We start from the raw sequence: 16,473 nt of genomic DNA, 5'->3' as shown, positions 1-16,473 counted from the left end.
GCGGGCTGCCGTAGCGTGGTTGGCACGACCGGACGAAAGGGCAGGCGCATGACCGAGGCTCGAGCAGTCGACAGGGCGTACGGCGTCGACAGTGAGGTCGGACCGCTGCGGACGGTGATGCTGCACCGCCCCGGGAACGAGCTCCGCCGGCTCACCCCGCGGAACAACGACAAACTGCTGTTCGACGGCATCCCGTGGGTCGGCCGGGCGCAGGAGGAGCACGACGCCTTCGCCCAGGCGCTCCGAGACCGCGACGTCGAGGTGCTGTACCTCGGCGAGCTGCTCACCGAAGCGCTCACGGATCCGGAGGCGCGGGCACAAGCGGTGACGGGCACCACCGAGGACCTCCGGCTCGGCGACACCCTGCGCGACTACCTCCGGAGGTCGCTGGCCGGCCTGGACCCGGCCCAGCTCGCCGAGGCCCTGATGGCCGGCGTCCGCAACGACGAAGTCCGCGTGGGCGGCCTGGTCACGTCGTTGCTGGCCCACGAGGACTTCCTGATCGACCCCCTGCCGAACCTGCTCTTCACCCGCGACTCCAGCGTCTGGATCCGGGACTCGGTCGCCGTCACCTCGCTCGCGATGCCGGCCCGGGCGCGCGAGACCCAGCTGACCGAGCTGATCTACGCGTTCCATCCGCGGTTCGCCGGCGCCGACAAGGTGTACGACCATCAGCTCGAGCACGTCGAAGGCGGAGACGTCCTCGCTCTCGGGCCCGGCGTACTCGCGGTCGGGGTCGGGGAGCGGACGACGCCGGCGGGTGTGGAACGGCTGGCTCGGCGGGTGTTCGCCAAGGATCTGGCCCACACGGTGCTCGCGGTGCCGATCGCCCAGCAGCGGGCCACGATGCACCTCGACACCGTCTGCACGATGGTCGACGTCGACGCCGTACTGATGTATCCGAACATGGCCGAGGAGATGCGTGCGCTCGCGGTCACCACCGATGGCGATGAGCTGCACGTTGAGGAGCCCGAGCCGTTCCTGGTGGCGGCGGCGAAGGCGCTCGGGATCGACACGCTCCGGCGGATCGACACCGGCCTGGACCCGGTCACCGCCGAACGCGAGCAGTGGGACGACGGGAACAACACCCTCGCGCTGGCGCCACGCGTGTGCATCGCCTACGAGCGGACCGTGGAGACCAACACGCGCCTGGAACAGTCCGGGATCGAGGTCATCCGCATCTCCGGCTCCGAGCTGGGCTCCGGCCGCGGCGGACCCCGCTGCATGTCATGCCCCGTCCTCCGCGCCCCACTCGGCGGCTCCTGACCTGCACCTGAACGTTTGCTCCACCACCCAAGTGAGCCCTACGACACGCGCAGTGAAATCGGGGCTTGTGGCGGACATCCATTCTGAGTACTCTTCATGGCTAGGCCCAGGCCCTGTTGCTCCCCCGTCAGCAGGACTTGGGCCGTCCACGTTCCTAGCCCCGGTCCGCAGGTGCCCACCCCCTCCCGGCCTAGACCACTCTCAGTAACTTACACCCGGCTGCCCCAAGGCACCGGGTGTTCGTGTCCCCACCACCCACCACACCCACCCGGCACCCCAGCCACCCGTGCGCTCGCGCCACCAGCCACGCCGGCACCCACCACACCCACTTCGGCCCCACCCGGCACCCCCAGCCACCCGTGCACACGGGCCTCCACCTCGCCCACTCGGGCCCAATCCATCCCACCTTCAGGTCGGCGACTCGTGGGAGCAGCCGGCGCGTGGTTGAGCAGCCGACGAGCACCCGGGCGCGTGGTGCGGCGAGTCGTGGATTGAGGTCAGTTGGAGGCGGGATATCTCGCCGATTTCCACGATCCGCGCCTCGGGCCGGGTGTCGCCGGCGGCCGGGCGGGCGGGGTTGGGGCGGGCCGCTCGCACGTGGGCGGGCTTGGGGCGAGGGCTCGCACGTGGGCCGGGGTTGGGGCGGGAGGCTCGCACGTGGGCCGGGGTTGGGGCGGGCCGCTCGCACGTGGACGGGGATGGGGCGGGCCGCTCGCACGTAGGCGGGGCTGGGGCGGGGCGCGCTCGTACGTGGGTGGGGTTGGGTGGGTAACTGGTGCGCGAACACCCGGGTGCTTGGACACCCGGGTGTTCGAGGTGATGGGGGGCGCGGTCGGCGCCGGGGTGCTAGCGGATGGTTAGTTGGCGGCTGGAGAGGCCGGCTCGGGCTGCGCGTTCTTCGGTGGTGAGGGGGGCCTCGGTGGATAGGGCCTTCTCGAGGGCTACGGCGAAGTCGGCGGCGGGCTTTTCTACGTCGGCGGCTTCGGTGTCGGCGGGGAGTTCCCAGACGGGGGCGAGGACGCCGAGGGCGCGGAAGGAGCCGATCAGGCGGCTGCCTTCGGTGAGCGCGGAGGAGCCGGCCGCGTGCAGGCGGGCGAGTGCGTCGAGCAGGGTGTCCTCGCTGTGCGGCATCACCCAGCGCAGGTAGCGGCGGTCACCGATCTGTGTCCAGTACGCCGCCTCGACCGACTCCAGCCGTACGGTCGGGGCAGCGGCCGCGTTGGCCCGTTCGAGCCCCGCGGCGACCTCGCCGGTCGGGTCCTCGACGTTCTCGCCGACCCAGAAGTCGAACCCTTCGTGCACCTTGACCTCGATCGGCTTCGAGGTGTCGATCAGGTCCTGCAGCCGCGGGCCGTCCGTCATCAGGTCGCCGAGCTGGATCGGGTTGCCCGGCTCGGTGTCCAGCGCGGCGGTGATCGCGTGGCCGAGGTCGCGGGACGGATCACCCGACGACGCGTGCGTCTGCAGGCCGATCCAGATCGTCTCGTCGTCACGGACCAGGCCCGGCATCGCCATCGGCAGCAGGGTGACCAGGTTGACCACCTTGCCCGCGTGGTCCCCGGTCAGCACGACCTCCGCCGTACCCGAGGGGACGATCTCGCGGAACGCGATCAGGTCACACTCCGACGGCAGCCCCTCGAACGGCCGCACCACGAAGGTGTCCGCCGCCTGCGCGCGGTCCTTGCCGTGGCACTGCTTGAACCGCTTGCCCGAACCACACGGGCACGGTTCCCGCGGCCCGACATCCACCAGGTCGGCCGGGTCGAGGGTGACGGTCGTCGTGTTCTTCGCGCGCTGCCGCGACTTCTTTCCCATAGGCGCAGTCTTGCAGCCCACCGCACCAGACAGCCAACCCGCTCAAGACAGCCAACCTGATCAGGTCAGCCGACCCGATCAGGTCAGGACGATCGCGCGGTCGATCAGTTCGGGATGATCGCGTGGACGGTGCGGTGGTTGGCGGCGGTGCGCACGTCCCAGCTCGACGTGAGGATGTCGACGATCCGCAGGCCGCGGCCGCCGATCGACTCGGGGTGGGTGTCGCTGATGGCCTGCGGTTCGGTGTCGCCACGGCCGTCGGTCACCTCGACATGGATGCCCGCCTTGTCGATCCACCAGGCCGCGCGGACCTCGCCGGGGGGCAGCGCCGGGGCGTACCGGATCGCGTTGGACAGCAGCTCGGACAGCACCAGTTGAGCGTCGTCGGAGGGGGTTTCGGCGACCCGGTACCGCTCCAGGTAAGCGGCCAGACGGCGGCGGGCATCCGCGACTGCGGATACTTTGTGCGGCAAGACGACGTCCACGATGCTGACGTCGGCAGGCAGGGTCGCTGAGGACAAGCAGGGTCTCCTCGATGATCGGAACAGCCACAGTGACATCTGCCCACGTTGCCGCCCTGGAAAACCACCGCAGGTATTCCGTTACATAGTCACAGCACAAGCCCCGCCTAAACCCCAAGAAACCGTGACGAAATCGACGGAAATGAACGTTTTAATAACCGCCCGCATTCACGCCACTACGTATCCAGACCTGCGTGACACACGCCACACAACATGCAACCGATGTGTAACAAACTTCGTGCGCACTTGCGGCGTCCTACCCCGTCACGCCGCCGGAGCCCGGCGTCAGGACTGACGGCGATCGCGGCGTCTCGGTGGGTAGGTGTACGTCGGGACCGGGGCCTTGGCGGGTTCCGCGAGGGTCTTCAGCGCGGCCTCGGGCCGGTCGGTGATGATCGCGTCGACGCCGATGTCGCGGCAGTGCCGGACGTCCGCGTCGGCGTTGACGGTCCACACGTGGACCTGATGCCCGTGCTTGTGCGCGCGATCGACGTACTCGGGGTGTGCGGTGACGATCTCCAGACTGGGACCGGTGTACGAGACCCCGGTCGGCAGTGAGCCGTCGCGGAAACGCAGCGGGACACGGTCCATCAGCAGGACCGTCCGCAGGCCGGGCGCCAGCACCCGCATCCGGCGCAGGGACAGCCAGGAGAAGCTCATCACCCGGACCGGAGACTCCGTGCCGATCTTCGGATGCGCCCACCCGAAGCGGTCGAGGGCCTCGATCAGCCGGCGCTCGACCAGACCGGCATACCGGGTCGGGTGCTTGGTCTCGATCGCGAGCTCGAGCGGCCTGCCGGCGTCCCGGATGGTGGCGAGGAGCTCGTCGAGCGTGAGCACCTTCCGCATGTCGGGGCTCGGCAACTCGGCCTCGTCGTCGAGCTCCGCCCACGGGTTCTTCCAGGAGCCCCAGTCGAACGCCTCGAGCTCCTCCAGACTCATCGTGGACAGCACGCCGCGACCGTTGGACGTGCGCTCGATGCGGCGGTCGTGGACACAGACCAGATGTCCGTCTGCGGTGAGCCGAACGTCGCATTCGAGACCGTCTGCTCCCGCGTCGACCGCCCGGCGGTACGCCGCGAGCGTGTGTTCGGGACTGACATCACTAGCGCCACGATGGGCCACCACGCTTGGGCCCCTCCCACCGAGGAAGTTCTGTCCCATAGGGACAACTCTGTCACGCGGCCGTGTGAGGAAGTCACGGAGGCTCGCCGGGTGATGGAAAACGGTTTCTCATCGCACGCTCAAGCGAGGATGGATCGCATGGAGATGCGCGCGATCGTGCTGGACGGGCCCGGGGAGCCGGAGGACATGCGGGTACGGCGGATCGCCGTACCCGAGCCCGAGACCGGGTGGGTGCGGATCAAGGTGGAGGCGTTCGGGCTGAACCGGTCCGAGTACCACCTGCGGGCCGGGCTGGCGACGAACGCGCGGTTCCCGGTGATCCCGGGGATCGAGGCGACGGGGACGGTGGACGCGGCGCCGGGCGGTGAGTTCGAGCCCGGGCAGCAGGTGGTGGCGATGATGGGCGGGATGGGCCGCGAGTTCGACGGTGGGTACGCCGAGTACACCGTCGTACCGGCGTCGTCCGTCATCCCGGTGACGACGGACCTCGACTGGGCCACGCTCGGCGCGTTGCCGGAGATGCTGCAGACGGCACACGGTTCGCTGCACACCGGGCTGGCGATCGAGCCCGGGCAGACGTTGCTCGTGCGCGGCGGTACGTCGTCCGTCGGGGTGGCGGCCGCCGTACTGGCGAAGGAGCACGGGCTGACCGTGTTCTCGACGACGCGGAATCCGGACCGCGCACAGGTGCTGCGCGATCTCGGCGTCGATCACCCGATTGTTGATGATGGCAACGTTGCGGAGAAGATCCGGGAAATCCTGCCCGGCGGCGTGAACGCGGGCCTCGAACTCGTCGGGACAAATGTCCTGCCGGACACCCTGAAGGCGACCGCGGTGCACGGCACGGTGTGTTTCACCGGAATGCTCAGCGACAACTGGACGATCCCCGACTTCTACCCGATCGGCTATCTCCCGAACGGGGTCCGGCTGACGGCGTACGGCGGCGAGAGCAGCGACCTGCCGCCCGCGGCCTTCCAGCGGTACGTCGATCTGGTGGCGGAGGGGAAGCTCCCGATCCGCATCGATCGGGTCTTCAGCATGGAGGAGATCGGCGAGGCGCACAGGATCATGCAGGACGGCAAGGCCGTTGGGAAGCTGGTGGTCCGGGTCGACTGAGCCGCGAGTGGTGCTGGGGCCCGCCACCTGACAGGCCCCAGCACCGGATCAGGCGGTGGCCTCCTGCAACGAGGCCCGGCTGGCGGGACGGGCCAGACCGTAGTGGTCGCGCAACGTGGTGCCCGTGTACTCGGTGCGGAAGAGCCCGCGGGCCTGGAGGATCGGGATCACGTGGTCCACGAAGGTGCTGAGCCCGGCGGGCAGGACCGGCGGCATGATGTTGAATCCGTCGGCCGCGCCGGCCTCGAACCAGTCCTGGATCGCGTCCGCGACCTGTTCCGGCGTACCGCTGAAGGTGCGGTGCCCGCGGCCGCCGCCCAGCCGGCCGATCAGCTCGCGGACCGTCAGCTTCTCGCGCCGGGCCAGCGTGACGATCAGCGTATAGCGGCTCTTCGCGCCCTCGATCTCGTCCTCGTCGGGGAGATCGGCCGGCAGTTGCTCGTCGAACGGCAGGTCCTCCGGCCTGACCTTCAACGTCTTCGCCAGCTGCAGCCGCGCGTAATCGGGCCGGATCAACGAGTCCAGCTCACGCTCCAGCCGCAGCGCCTCCTCGACCGTCCCACCGATCACCGGCACGATGCCCGGCAGGATCTTGATCGTCGCGGGATCACGCCCGAGCGCGGCCGTCCGTGCCTTCAGATCCTGGTAGAACGCCTGCGCGTCCTCGAGCGTCTGCTGTGCGGTGAAGACCGCCTCGGCGTACCGTGCCGCCAGACCCTTGCCGTCCTCCGACGATCCGGCCTGCACGATCAGCGGGTGCCCTTGCGGCGACCGCGGCAGGTTCAGCGGACCGCGCACCTGGAAGTGCCGCCCGACATGGTCGATCGGCACCACCCGGTCGTTCACAGCCCACACGCCGGTCGACTTGTCCGCAATCGCCGCGTCGTCCTGCCACGAGTCCCACAGCTCGTACGCGACCTCGAGGAACTCCGCCGCCCGCTCGTACCGCTCCGCATGCGCCGGCTGATCAGCCAGATTGAAATTGCGAGCGGCCTCCGGACCGGCCGTGGTCACCACGTTCCACCCCGCGCGACCACCGCTTACGTGGTCGACGCTGGCGAACCGCCGGGCCAGGTTGAACGGTTCGTTGTACGTCGTCGACGCGGTGGCGATGAGCCCGATCCGCGACGTCACGGCCGCGAGAGCGGTCAAGAGCACCGTCGGCTCCAACGTGCCGGCCGGACGGCGGCCGACGTCACCGATGAGCACCGGCGAATCCGCGAAGAACACCGAGTCGAACTTGCCGCGCTCCGCGATCCGGGCCAGCTCCTGATAGTGCGACACCGACGTGTTGGCGAACGGATCGCTCTCCGGCAACCGCCACGAGGCCTCGTGATGCCCGGTGCTCATCAGGAACGCGTTCAGATGCAACTGCTTGCTCACAGCGAAACCCCCAAGGCGTCGAGAAGCCGCGACCGGACCGCGGCGAATCCTGGATCGGCCGGACTGCGCGGCGTGCTGAGCGAGATCAGCTCCTCGGCGACGAGCTTGCCCTCGTCGAGCACGATCACCCGGTCGGCCAGCACGATCGCCTCGTCGACGTCGTGCGTGACGAGCAGTACGGCGGGCTGATGCGCGGCGCACAGCTTCCGGAGCAGCACATGCATCTTCAGCCGGGTCAGCGCGTCCAGCGCACCGAACGGCTCGTCCGCGAGCAGCAACTCCGGCTCCCGCACCAGCGAACGCGCCAACGCGACCCGCTGCTGCTCCCCGCCGGACAACTCGTTCGGCCACGCCTTCTCACGCCCGGCGAGCCCAACCTCCGACAGACTTTCCCGGCCCCGCGCAGCAGCCCCGGACAACCCGAGAACGACGTTGTCCAGCACCCTTGCCCAGGGCAACAACCGGGAATCCTGGAAGACAACCGACACCTGCGCTGGTACGACGACCTCGCCCGAGCCGGCCACGTCCGGGTCCAGCCCGGCCAGCGCTCGCAGCAACGTGCTCTTCCCGGACCCACTCTTTCCCAGCAAGGCAACGAACTCACCCGGCGCGATGTCCAGGTCGACCCCGTCCAGTACGGCGCGATCGTCGTACCGGCGTACCAAGTCGCGGACCTGGACCGCGGCCGTCAAGAGGCTAGCGTGCGGCGCCATGTGAGGGCCCTCCTCTGGATCAGGCGGACGGCTCCGTCGGAGAGCAGGCCGAGGGCGCCGTACAGGACCAGGCCGACGATGATGATGTCGGTCTGTCCGTACGTCCGGGCCAGCTCCATCATGTAGCCGATACCGCTGGTGGAATTGATCTGCTCGACGACGACCAGCGACAGCCACGCGCCGGTGACCGCGAACCGCAGGCCGAGCAGGAACCCGGGCAGCGCGCCCGGCAGGACCACCCGGCGGATGAAGTCCCAGCGCGACAGCCCGACGGTCTGCGCGAGTTCGACGTACCGGCTGTCGATCGTGCGGAGGCCGTTGTGGGTGTGGATGTAGATCGGCACGAACACGCCGAGCAGGATTGTGACGACCTTCATCGACTCACCGATACCGAGCCAGAGGATCAGCAGCGGCAGCAGCGCCAGCGACGGGATCGCTCGCTTGATCTGAATCGGACCGTCCAGCAGTGCCTCGCCGAGACGGGACAGTCCGGAGAGCAGCGCGAGTACGACGCCCAGCACGATGCCGAGCGCGAGTCCGATCAGCGCGCGCTGCGCGGACGTCCACAAGTTCGACTGGAGGCGACCATCGGCGATCAGGTCGCCAGCCGTGGTCACCACCGTCCACGGCGCGGACAGCACCCGCTGGTCGATCCAGCCGGTCGCCGACCCGATGCTCCAGATCACCAGCAGCAGCACGGGTCCGATGGCCGCGCCGAACCTGATCGGCTTGCCCAGTCCAAGGCGACGACGCCGTACGACGGGCGCGACCGAATCGGCTGTACGCAGTCCAGGCAGTGTCGTGGCGCTCATTTGGTGGCTCCCTTGATCGCATCGGCCGCGACGGTCTGGAAGCGCAGGTCGTACAGGTCCTTGGCCTGGATCACCTTGTTGCCGGTCTCCTTGGCGAGCAGCTCGATGGTCTCCTGCTGCCGCTGGATCGCGTCACTCCAGTCCGCGCTGATATCCGGGTGACCGGCGTTGTCGACCAGCCACTGACCATCGGCCTCGGTGAGCCCCTGGTCCTTCACGTAGTACCCCTGGATCCATTCCTTGGGGTGCTTGTCGATCCAGTCCTGCGCGACACCCCACGCGGCGACGTACGCGCGGATCGCGGCCGCCTTGCCCGGGTCCTCCAGGGACTCGGTGAGGACATAAAGGTGGCCGGCGTCGTCGCGCAGCCCGTGATCGATCGTGCCGGCCCCGTCCTTGCCGTACTTGGCCAGGTAGCGCTTGATCTGTACGCCGCCGATCGGGGCGACGTCAACCTGCTTGGCGGCCAGCGCGTTCGAGTACACGTCGCCGGTGCTCGGGAGCTCGACCAGCTTGACGTCCTCCTTGGTCAGGCCGGCCTTCTTCAGCACTTTGAGGACGAGGGCGCCCTGGGCCTGACCGGGGCTGTAGGCGATCTTCTTGCCGCGCAGGTCGCCGAGCGTCTTCACGCTCACCCCGGGAGCGATGCCGAGCTTGTAGATCGGGTGCTCGAGCGGTTCCTGGCGGAACTTCGAGGCGACGATCTTCACGTGCAGTCCGGTCCAGGTCGCGTGGATCGGAGGGATCTCCGCGACCGAGCCGACGTCCAGCGCGTGCGCCCGGAACGCCTCGGTCGTCTGCGGACCGCCGCTCAGGTTGGCGAACTGGACGAACTTCGACACCTTGTCGATCTGGCCGGACAGCTTCAGGGCCACCTCGGTGGCCGGGTCGCCGACGACGATCTTGGTGCCGTCCGGGACGGTAGTCGGCAGTGCGGCGTCCAGCGCGAGCTTCGCGCCGCCGTCGTTGCCGGCCTGGGCGGCGCCGCCGCAGCCGGTGGCCAAGGCGGCAATCGCGACGGCCGCGGCCAGAACCTTGTGGGTCTTAAGCATGATGTGCCTTCGAATGCGTCGTGACGTAGCGGCCGTCGTGGTACAGCAACGGGTCGTGCTCACGTCGTTCGGTATGGGTGGCGAGGCGGGCGACGACCAGGTGGTGGTCGCCCACGGCGAAGCGGTGGGCGACCTGCGCGCGCAGGTAGCTGGGCGCCTCGTCGAGCACCGGTTCGCCGGTGTGCAGCCGGGACCAGCGGGTCGGCTCGGCGAAGCGGTCGATGCCACTGGTGGCGAACCGGCCGGCGATCGCCTGCTGGTCAGCGGACAGGAAGTTGATCACCAGGCTGTCGGCGGTGCTGACGGTCGGCCAGCTGGACGCGCTGGTGGCGATCGCGAACGAGACCAGCGGTGGCAGCAGGCTGACCGAGACCAAGGAGGTCGCGGTGAACCCGGCCGGGCCGTGGCCGGCGTCCGCGGTGATCACCACGACACCGGCGGCGTGGCGACGGAACACGGACCGGAACACGTCGGCGTCGACGATCCGCTCCTCGGAGCGGTCGGGGACCACCGAGAGGGCAGGGCGGTGCAAGGCGGGTACGGACATGTCTCTCCCTCGGGGAACGGGGCAGGGACGACCGGCGGCAGGGCAGCAGCGAGCACCACAGCCGGGCGGGGTGTGGGAGGCGTCAGGAGGCCTCGTACGGCGGGAGGACCGCCGGGACAACGGGTGACAGGGTCACCGACAGGTGGCGCTCGCCGTCCGCAGAAGATCGATGACGCGACGGCGGGTGAGCAGTGTCGTCGTCATGTCAGCAATCTTCTCATCAATGTCCACTGAGTAACTAGACAATCTCGGGATCCGGACCAGGCACCCTCACATCCACCGCTCACCATGCGTTCTACTTGCGTGATGGCTCGGGAGAAGGTCGTACTGCCGCCGTTCCAGGCGTTGATCGACGCGCACTGGCGCGACGTGGCCCGGCTGGCCCGTGCGATGGCCGGGCCGGTGGACGGCGACGACGCGGCCCAACGCGCCTGGGAGAAGGCGTACGCCGCCTACCCCGATCTCACATCGGCGAAGAACCTCCGCAGCTGGCTCCTCACCATCACGGCCCGGTGCGCGACCGACGTACACCGTGCACGCAAACCGCAGCGCCCCTTGGACGAGGCTCCACCGGTCGCCGTCGACGGCCCGGAGGCCGCGGACTGGCCGGACCCCGACCTCTGGCGCGCGGTCAACGAGCTACCGGAGCGGCAACGCTTCGCGATCACGCTCAAATACGTCGGCGACCTGGACCACCACGGCGTGGCCGCCGCCCTCGACACCACGCCCGCCGCGTCGCGCCGGCTCGTCAGCGACGCCCTCGCGGCACTGCGCAGCAAACTCGGAGTAAACGATGACTGACCTCGAGAGCCGGCTGACCCGGCTCACCACCCCAGACCTGACCCCACCGATCCTTCCGGACGCCGACGTCGCCTACACCCTGCACGACACCCCGATCGGCACGATGCTGCTCGCCGTCGCGCACGGCCGGGTGGTGGCCAGCTCGTTCGGCGACGAGGAGACCATGACCACCCGCCTCGCCCGTGCGGTGTCCCCGCGCGTACTCCGCCAGCCCGGTGCGCTGGACGACGTACGACGGCAACTCGACGAGTATCTGGACGGCCATCGGCAGGCCTTCGACCTGAAGGTCGACCTGGCGCTGGCGACTCCGTTCCAGCGACTCGTGCTCACCGATCTGCCGAAGCACACCCGCTACGGCACGACGACGACGTACGGCGCTGTCGCCGGAGAGATCCACAAGCCCAAGGCGGCTCGGGCGGTGGGTACCGCACTCGGCGCGAACCCGGTCTGCGTCGTCCTGCCCTGCCACCGGGTGATCGGCTCGAACGGCGCGCTCACCGGGTACGCCGGCGGACTGGACGCGAAGCGGTTTTTGCTGAATCTCGAAGCAAAAGACTGAATTTTCTTCAGCCGGCCAGGAAGCATTTACACTCGACGGACAAAGGAGCAGATCCCCAGTGTGGAGTGGGGATCTGCTCCTTGCTTTCCCTTACCTGCAAGGACTGCCGACGCGTCAGTCAGCGGCGGGCTGGTGGATCTCCAGAATGAGCCGGCGACGGCCGCCCCAGTCCCGCTTGTAGACCTTGTAGTCCTCGATTCCGGCCGCCGCGCAGAGCCGGCCGTAGCTGATCTCGTCGTGGATGAAGTGCACGCTGCTGGTGCCGAAGTGCTCGGTGGTGACGATCCGGTGCTCCGGACCCTGGCGCATCCCGTTGGCGATCTCGGCCGCCGTCGCCGGTCCCCAGGCCGGGCCCTCGATGATCGCGATGCCGCCCGGCTTCAGGACCCGGGAGATCTCGCAGATGGTCGACACCTGCTCGTCCTCGGCGAACAGCTCGTGGAACGCGGTCCACAGGCAGATCACCGCGTCGAACGCGTCCCACTTGTACGGCAGGTCCGTCATCGACCCGACCGCCCAGTCGATCGACAGCTCCTCCTCGGCCGCCTTCGCCCGGCCGGCCTCGATCAGGTTCGGCGAGATGTCCAGCGCGCGGACGACCTTGCCGGCCTTGGCCAGCGGCAACCCGATCCGGCCGTAGCCGCAGCACAGGTCGAGCACCGACTCACGCCCGGCCAGCAGTTCCTCGACGGCCTTGACGGTCGCCGCGTCCCGCTCGGGCGTGGTCCGCGCGGCCAGGCCGTCGGCCCCGAGCTCGGCGTACTCGGCCCGGCTGCGCAGTGCGGAGTTCAGCATGGGCGCAAGTATCCCGGTTACTCCGGGTCAGTTGTCCAGCGGTCGGCGCCCCACGCGACCGAGCACGACCGCGGCCAGCATCGAGACGACGATCGAGGTGACCGTCGCACCCAGCCAGGTCGGCACCGGCTGGTGGTTGAACACCCGCTGCTGGACGTCGGTCCAGAACGGCGACCAATGGCCCACTGTGCCGGGGTTGACCACCTGGTAGGCGACGAATCCGATCAGCCACGCCACGGCCGGTTGCCACCGGAAGCGCGCCGTACCCGAGACGTCCCAGTTCATCTTGCTGACCAGGAAGAAGTCCGCGATCGCGGCCGCGAACAGCGGGACGAAGACCGAGCCGATCAGGAAGAGGAACTGCGTGTAGTTGCCTAGGTCAACCATCAGGGCGAGGCCGGTGGCGAGTACGCCGATCGCGACCGAGATCCAGCGCCGGTCGACGTGGCCGATCAGGTTGTGGGCGGCCATCGTGGTCGAGTAGACGTTCGCGTACGCCTCGTCGACCTCGTCCACCAGCAGGACCAACAGTGCGATCGCGCCGGCCGGCAGGACGACGAGCGCGGTGATCACGTCCTCGCTGTTGGTCTGCAAAGTCGCGACCGCGAACACACCGAGTGCGTAGTACGCGATCGCCGCCAAGCCGTAGCCGAGCGAGGAGCCGGCGAACGCCGCCTTGTTGGTGCGCGAGTGCCGGGTGTAGTCGGCGGCCAGCGGCGCGAACGAGACCACGCCCGCGGCGGCCAGATCGACGGCCGGCCAGAAGCCCAACACGTTGTCCTGCGGCAGGTCGTGCATGGGCTTGCTGAGCACCTGCACGAACAGGTACACCGACGCGATCAGCACCAGCCAGACCATGAACTTCCGCAGCAGCTTCACACTGCCGAGCGGCCGGACCGCCATCGTCGTCGCGATCACCCCGGCCAGCAGGACGAACACCCAGCGCCAGCGCTCACTCGTCACCGCGACCGCGGCCTGCGAGATGATGATGATCTCCATCGTGGCCCAGCCGACGTTCTGCGCGATGTTCAGCACGGTCGGCGCCATCGAACCGCGTCGGCCGAACAAGCCGCGGAGGCACGTCATCGCCGGCGCACCGGTCTGCGAACCGAACACCGCCGCACCACCGAGCACCAACGCGCCGATCCCACAGCCGACGACGACCGCGAGCAGGCCCTTCCACAGCGAGCCCGTGGTCGCCGCCACCAGCGCACCGGTGACCGGCCCGAACAAGGAGATGCCGAAGTTCCCCCAGAGGGCGAACTGGTCGAGGAATCCGAGCGTCCGCGGGGAGTCCGTGGTCAGGACGAGCGGCGCCTCGATATCGCTAGCAGGACGAACAGCAGTATTGGTCATGATGACCCGCTCCCTACGCCGGCATTACCCGGTCAGGTTCAGGCGGTCGGCGACCCAGCTGTCGCCCTCTCAGCCCGCGCGTACGGTGCGAGCTCCCGCAAAGGTTGTTAGCGCGTCAACGATAGCGCTTCAATCGCTTTCGGGTACGGCGGCGGCGCGCTGGATGAGGGCCGCCACCTCGGGACCGTTGGTGAGCACCGGCATGTGCGAGCCGGACTCGAGGGTGCGAGCCTCGCCGTGGCTCAGCTCCGCCAGCCGCTCGACCCACTCGGCCGGCGAGATCAGATCGTGCTTGCCGCGCACGATGACCACCGGCACCCGCACCTGGGTGATGACCGCGGCCAGGTCGTGGTGCCGGGCGGCTTCCGCGGCCCGGGCGATCGAGGAAAGCGTCGTACGGGCGTACTGCGGGGTGACAACCCGAATCAGGCGGGGCGCTTCCGGCACGGCCGACCCCAGCCAGCGGACCGTCCGGTCCACCCAGCTCGACATCCGGGCGTCTCCGGTCGGCGCCACGAGCACCAGCGCGTGGACGAGCTCGGGGTCGATGATCGCGGTCTCGACCACGATCTGGCAGCTCGCCGAGTGTCCGACCAGGACCGACCGCTCGCGGATCTTGTCGGCGAGTGCCACGGCCAGGGCGCGCGGATGCAGATCTTCGCGGGCCCCGGCCGGTTCGCCGTACCCAGGAAGAGTGACCACGAGGTACGGCGTGGTCAGGTGCTCGACCGTTTTGGCGTACGACTCCGGACCGAGACCGAGGCCCGGGACCAGGACAACGGGTGCGCTCACTCCCAGGGCGCTTTGACCGGCGGGCCCTGGACGACCGGATTGCTGACGTCGGGCTTCAGCTCGCGGTACCCGATGGCCAGACCGGTCGCGAGGATCAGCAGGCCGGTGCCGCCCCAACCGTACGCCTTGGGCAGCCGGTCGATCGTGTCGTCGATGGCGCCCAGGCCGGTGGACAGGACGATGATCAGCCAGATCAGGATCGGGATCGCGGACACCGCGACCAGCAGGAGGCCACCGAGCTCGACCGGGTCGGGCTGGCGCCCCACCTTGCGGCGGGCGAGCACATCTCGGATCCACATCCCGAGCGCGACCGCGCCGACCACGATCAGCAGCAGCTGGCCGATGGTGTCGATCACGTCGGTGCGGAGGGGGTGATTCAGCGATGAGCCGGGAGCCTGGGAGATCTCGCGCAGGGCGACCCGCTGGACGGACACGACGAGCAGTCCGTAGACGGCCGCGATCAGTGCGGCCAGTCCGACCACCCGGGCGGCACGCGGGTCGCGGGGCGCGACCGGCTCATCCCGTCCGTACGTCGGGAGCTCGTGCTGCTGCGGATGCGCCGCGGGTCCGTAGGGGCTCCCGGGGCGGAAGTTCGGCGGCTGGGTGTACGTCGGGCCCTGGCTCTGCGGCGGACCCGCGTACTGCGGCTGGCTCTGTTGATCGGGCCGGCCTTGTGCCTGGCCCGGCTGACCTTGCGGCTGGCCGGGCTGGGAGCCGTAGGGCTGCGGCTGGGCGTAGGGGCCGGGCTGCGGGTCCGTGTGTGGGCCCACGCCGTAGGTCCCACCGCCGTACGGCATGGGACGGGCGTAGTGGTGCTCCTCACCGGACTGGTCGGGCTCGTCGCCCCGGCCGTACGTCGGGAAATCCTGTGACGACATCGCTGCTCCCTCCCCTCCGACTCAGCTTCTCACGAACGGCAGTTTGGCTCAGGCGGTGTCATCAGACACCACCTAAGTCGCCTTGATCGTGGGCCAGGCGTTCGGCAGGCAGCCGGCCAGGCCCTTGGTCTGCTGCATCATCACCGGCGCGGGGGTCTTCGCCTTGGTGCAGGTCGAGTGGCCGTGGCCGAGCGCGTGCCCGACCTCGTGGTTGACCAGGTAGCTGCGGTACAGCGAGACGTCGCCGTTGTACGCCGGGATCGCGTACATCCACCGCTTGGCGTTCAGCACGACCCGGTCCTCGACCCGGCAGGACACCTCACCGCCGGTGTCGAGCGGCAGACAGAGCTTGTCGGTCAGCGCCGGCGTGGCCAGGATGATGCGCAGGTCGGCGTCGGCCTTGTCGGTCCGCTCGAAGCTGACCGGGTGAACCGCCTGCCAGCCGCGCGGGTCGGTCAGCGTCTTGTGGATGATCGCGGCAACCGCGGCACCGTTGACCGACACCCCCTGCTCGATCTCGACGCGATAGGTCAGCTTGTCCCGGACCCCGGTCGCCTTGTTGAACCCGGGCACCACGGCAAGCTTGCCGCTGGACACGGTGACATTCGGCTTCGCGCCCTTGGGCTGCCGCGTCAAACTCGGTGCCGGCCGCAACGGAGTCGTGAACTTCTGCGTCGGCGTCGGAACTGGCGTGGGCGTACTGACCGGCACCTCGGTGACAGGCGCGCTCACCGGCGCACTCACCCCGGTCACCACGTCAGCCGCCAGACTCCGCCGGTTGGCCACATCCGGATGCATCACCACCACAGTCCCCAGCACGGCCAACGCAGTCACCGAAAACCACTGCACCTTGTGCGACTTCCGCCGGCTGTGCCGCCCGCCCCGCTGACGCACAGGCGCGTCGTCGCGCTGGCCAGTCCGCCGGGTGGTCATGACAATCGA

17 protein-coding genes and 1 riboswitch are annotated in these 16,473 nt (G+C 69.1%); of the genes, 4 read left to right on the top strand and 13 right to left on the bottom strand.

The annotated features are described in order from the left end of the window. The first annotated feature begins 48 nt into the window (after positions 1 to 48). Positions 49 to 1,266 (top strand): arginine deiminase, encoded by a 1,218-nt coding sequence (locus OG876_RS12835; RefSeq protein ID WP_328525054.1) that lies wholly within the window; start codon positions 49 to 51, stop codon positions 1,264 to 1,266. 846 nt (positions 1,267 to 2,112) lie between these two features. On the opposite strand, the gene OG876_RS12830 is transcribed toward OG876_RS12835, so the two are convergent. The 3 genes from OG876_RS12830 to OG876_RS12820 form a co-directional block, all read right to left on the bottom strand. Beyond that, complete coding sequence (locus OG876_RS12830) at positions 2,113 to 3,081, bottom strand: DUF5926 family protein (protein ID WP_328525053.1); 969 nt, start codon at positions 3,079 to 3,081, stop codon at positions 2,113 to 2,115. 104 nt (positions 3,082 to 3,185) lie between these two features. Beyond that, positions 3,186 to 3,602 (bottom strand): ATP-binding protein, encoded by a 417-nt coding sequence (locus tag OG876_RS12825; protein WP_328525052.1) that lies wholly within the window; start codon positions 3,600 to 3,602, stop codon positions 3,186 to 3,188. 285 nt (positions 3,603 to 3,887) lie between these two features. Then, a complete protein-coding gene (locus tag OG876_RS12820) occupies positions 3,888 to 4,730 on the bottom strand; it encodes a glycerophosphodiester phosphodiesterase (RefSeq protein WP_328525051.1) in 843 nt (280 codons plus the stop codon). Positions 4,731 to 4,865: 135 nt separating this feature from the next. Here OG876_RS12820 and OG876_RS12815 point away from each other — a divergent pair, with 135 nt between their 5' ends. Then, entirely contained in the window at positions 4,866 to 5,843 is a 978-nt protein-coding gene (locus OG876_RS12815; RefSeq protein ID WP_328525050.1) for a zinc-binding alcohol dehydrogenase family protein, read from the top strand. 48 nt (positions 5,844 to 5,891) lie between these two features. Here OG876_RS12815 and OG876_RS12810 read toward each other — a convergent pair whose 3' ends face one another. From OG876_RS12810 to OG876_RS12790, 5 genes are read right to left on the bottom strand one after another with little or no spacing between them, the layout of a single operon-like run. Next, on the bottom strand, positions 5,892 to 7,226 hold the full coding sequence (locus tag OG876_RS12810) for an LLM class flavin-dependent oxidoreductase (RefSeq protein ID WP_328525049.1): 1,335 nt from the start codon (positions 7,224 to 7,226) through the stop codon (positions 5,892 to 5,894). After that, positions 7,223 to 7,939, bottom strand: a complete 717-nt coding sequence (locus OG876_RS12805) for an ABC transporter ATP-binding protein (RefSeq protein WP_328525048.1) — start codon at positions 7,937 to 7,939, stop codon at positions 7,223 to 7,225. Before OG876_RS12805 ends, OG876_RS12810 begins: the two co-directional genes overlap by 4 nt. Beyond that, positions 7,915 to 8,751, bottom strand: coding sequence for an ABC transporter permease (locus tag OG876_RS12800; RefSeq protein ID WP_328525047.1), 837 nt, complete (start codon positions 8,749 to 8,751; stop codon positions 7,915 to 7,917). The genes OG876_RS12805 and OG876_RS12800 overlap by 25 nt, the downstream gene beginning before the upstream one ends. Continuing rightward, entirely contained in the window at positions 8,748 to 9,803 is a 1,056-nt protein-coding gene (locus tag OG876_RS12795) for an ABC transporter substrate-binding protein (RefSeq protein WP_328525046.1), read from the bottom strand. The genes OG876_RS12800 and OG876_RS12795 overlap by 4 nt, the downstream gene beginning before the upstream one ends. After that, entirely contained in the window at positions 9,796 to 10,350 is a 555-nt protein-coding gene (locus tag OG876_RS12790; protein ID WP_328525045.1) for a flavin reductase family protein, read from the bottom strand. Before OG876_RS12790 ends, OG876_RS12795 begins: the two co-directional genes overlap by 8 nt. Positions 10,351 to 10,656: 306 nt before the next feature. On the opposite strand from OG876_RS12790, the gene OG876_RS12785 reads away from it, so the two are divergent. Together OG876_RS12785 and OG876_RS12780 are read left to right on the top strand one after the other, a co-directional pair. Next, on the top strand, positions 10,657 to 11,151 hold the full coding sequence (locus tag OG876_RS12785; RefSeq protein ID WP_328525044.1) for an RNA polymerase sigma factor: 495 nt from the start codon (positions 10,657 to 10,659) through the stop codon (positions 11,149 to 11,151). After that, entirely contained in the window at positions 11,144 to 11,710 is a 567-nt protein-coding gene (locus tag OG876_RS12780) for a methylated-DNA--[protein]-cysteine S-methyltransferase (protein WP_328525043.1), read from the top strand. Before OG876_RS12785 ends, OG876_RS12780 begins: the two co-directional genes overlap by 8 nt. 114 nt (positions 11,711 to 11,824) lie before the next feature. On the opposite strand, the gene OG876_RS12775 is transcribed toward OG876_RS12780, so the two are convergent. The 5 genes from OG876_RS12775 to OG876_RS12755 form a co-directional block, all read right to left on the bottom strand. Next, positions 11,825 to 12,505, bottom strand: a complete 681-nt coding sequence (locus OG876_RS12775) for a class I SAM-dependent methyltransferase (RefSeq protein ID WP_328525042.1) — start codon at positions 12,503 to 12,505, stop codon at positions 11,825 to 11,827. A 27-nt stretch (positions 12,506 to 12,532) separates the two neighbouring features. After that, on the bottom strand, positions 12,533 to 13,861 hold the full coding sequence (locus OG876_RS12770; RefSeq protein WP_328525041.1) for a purine-cytosine permease family protein: 1,329 nt from the start codon (positions 13,859 to 13,861) through the stop codon (positions 12,533 to 12,535). Then, positions 13,855 to 13,970: riboswitch (TPP riboswitch) on the bottom strand. It overlaps the preceding gene by 7 nt. 20 nt (positions 13,971 to 13,990) lie before the next feature. Beyond that, complete coding sequence (locus OG876_RS12765; protein WP_328525040.1) at positions 13,991 to 14,653, bottom strand: alpha/beta fold hydrolase; 663 nt, start codon at positions 14,651 to 14,653, stop codon at positions 13,991 to 13,993. Then, positions 14,650 to 15,531 (bottom strand): hypothetical protein, encoded by an 882-nt coding sequence (locus OG876_RS12760; protein WP_328525039.1) that lies wholly within the window; start codon positions 15,529 to 15,531, stop codon positions 14,650 to 14,652. The genes OG876_RS12765 and OG876_RS12760 overlap by 4 nt, the downstream gene beginning before the upstream one ends. 72 nt (positions 15,532 to 15,603) lie before the next feature. Next, the gene (locus OG876_RS12755; protein WP_328525038.1) at positions 15,604 to 16,464 is read right to left on the bottom strand and encodes a DUF3152 domain-containing protein; all 861 of its coding nucleotides are present in this window, start codon (positions 16,462 to 16,464) and stop codon (positions 15,604 to 15,606) included. Positions 16,465 to 16,473: the final 9 nt, after the last annotated feature.

The organism is Kribbella sp. NBC_00359, from assembly GCF_036097425.1.
Lineage (GTDB): Bacteria > Actinomycetota > Actinomycetes > Propionibacteriales > Kribbellaceae > Kribbella.
The sequence above is the reverse complement of the archived record's forward strand: the minus strand, read 5'-3'. Positions and strand labels throughout refer to the sequence as shown.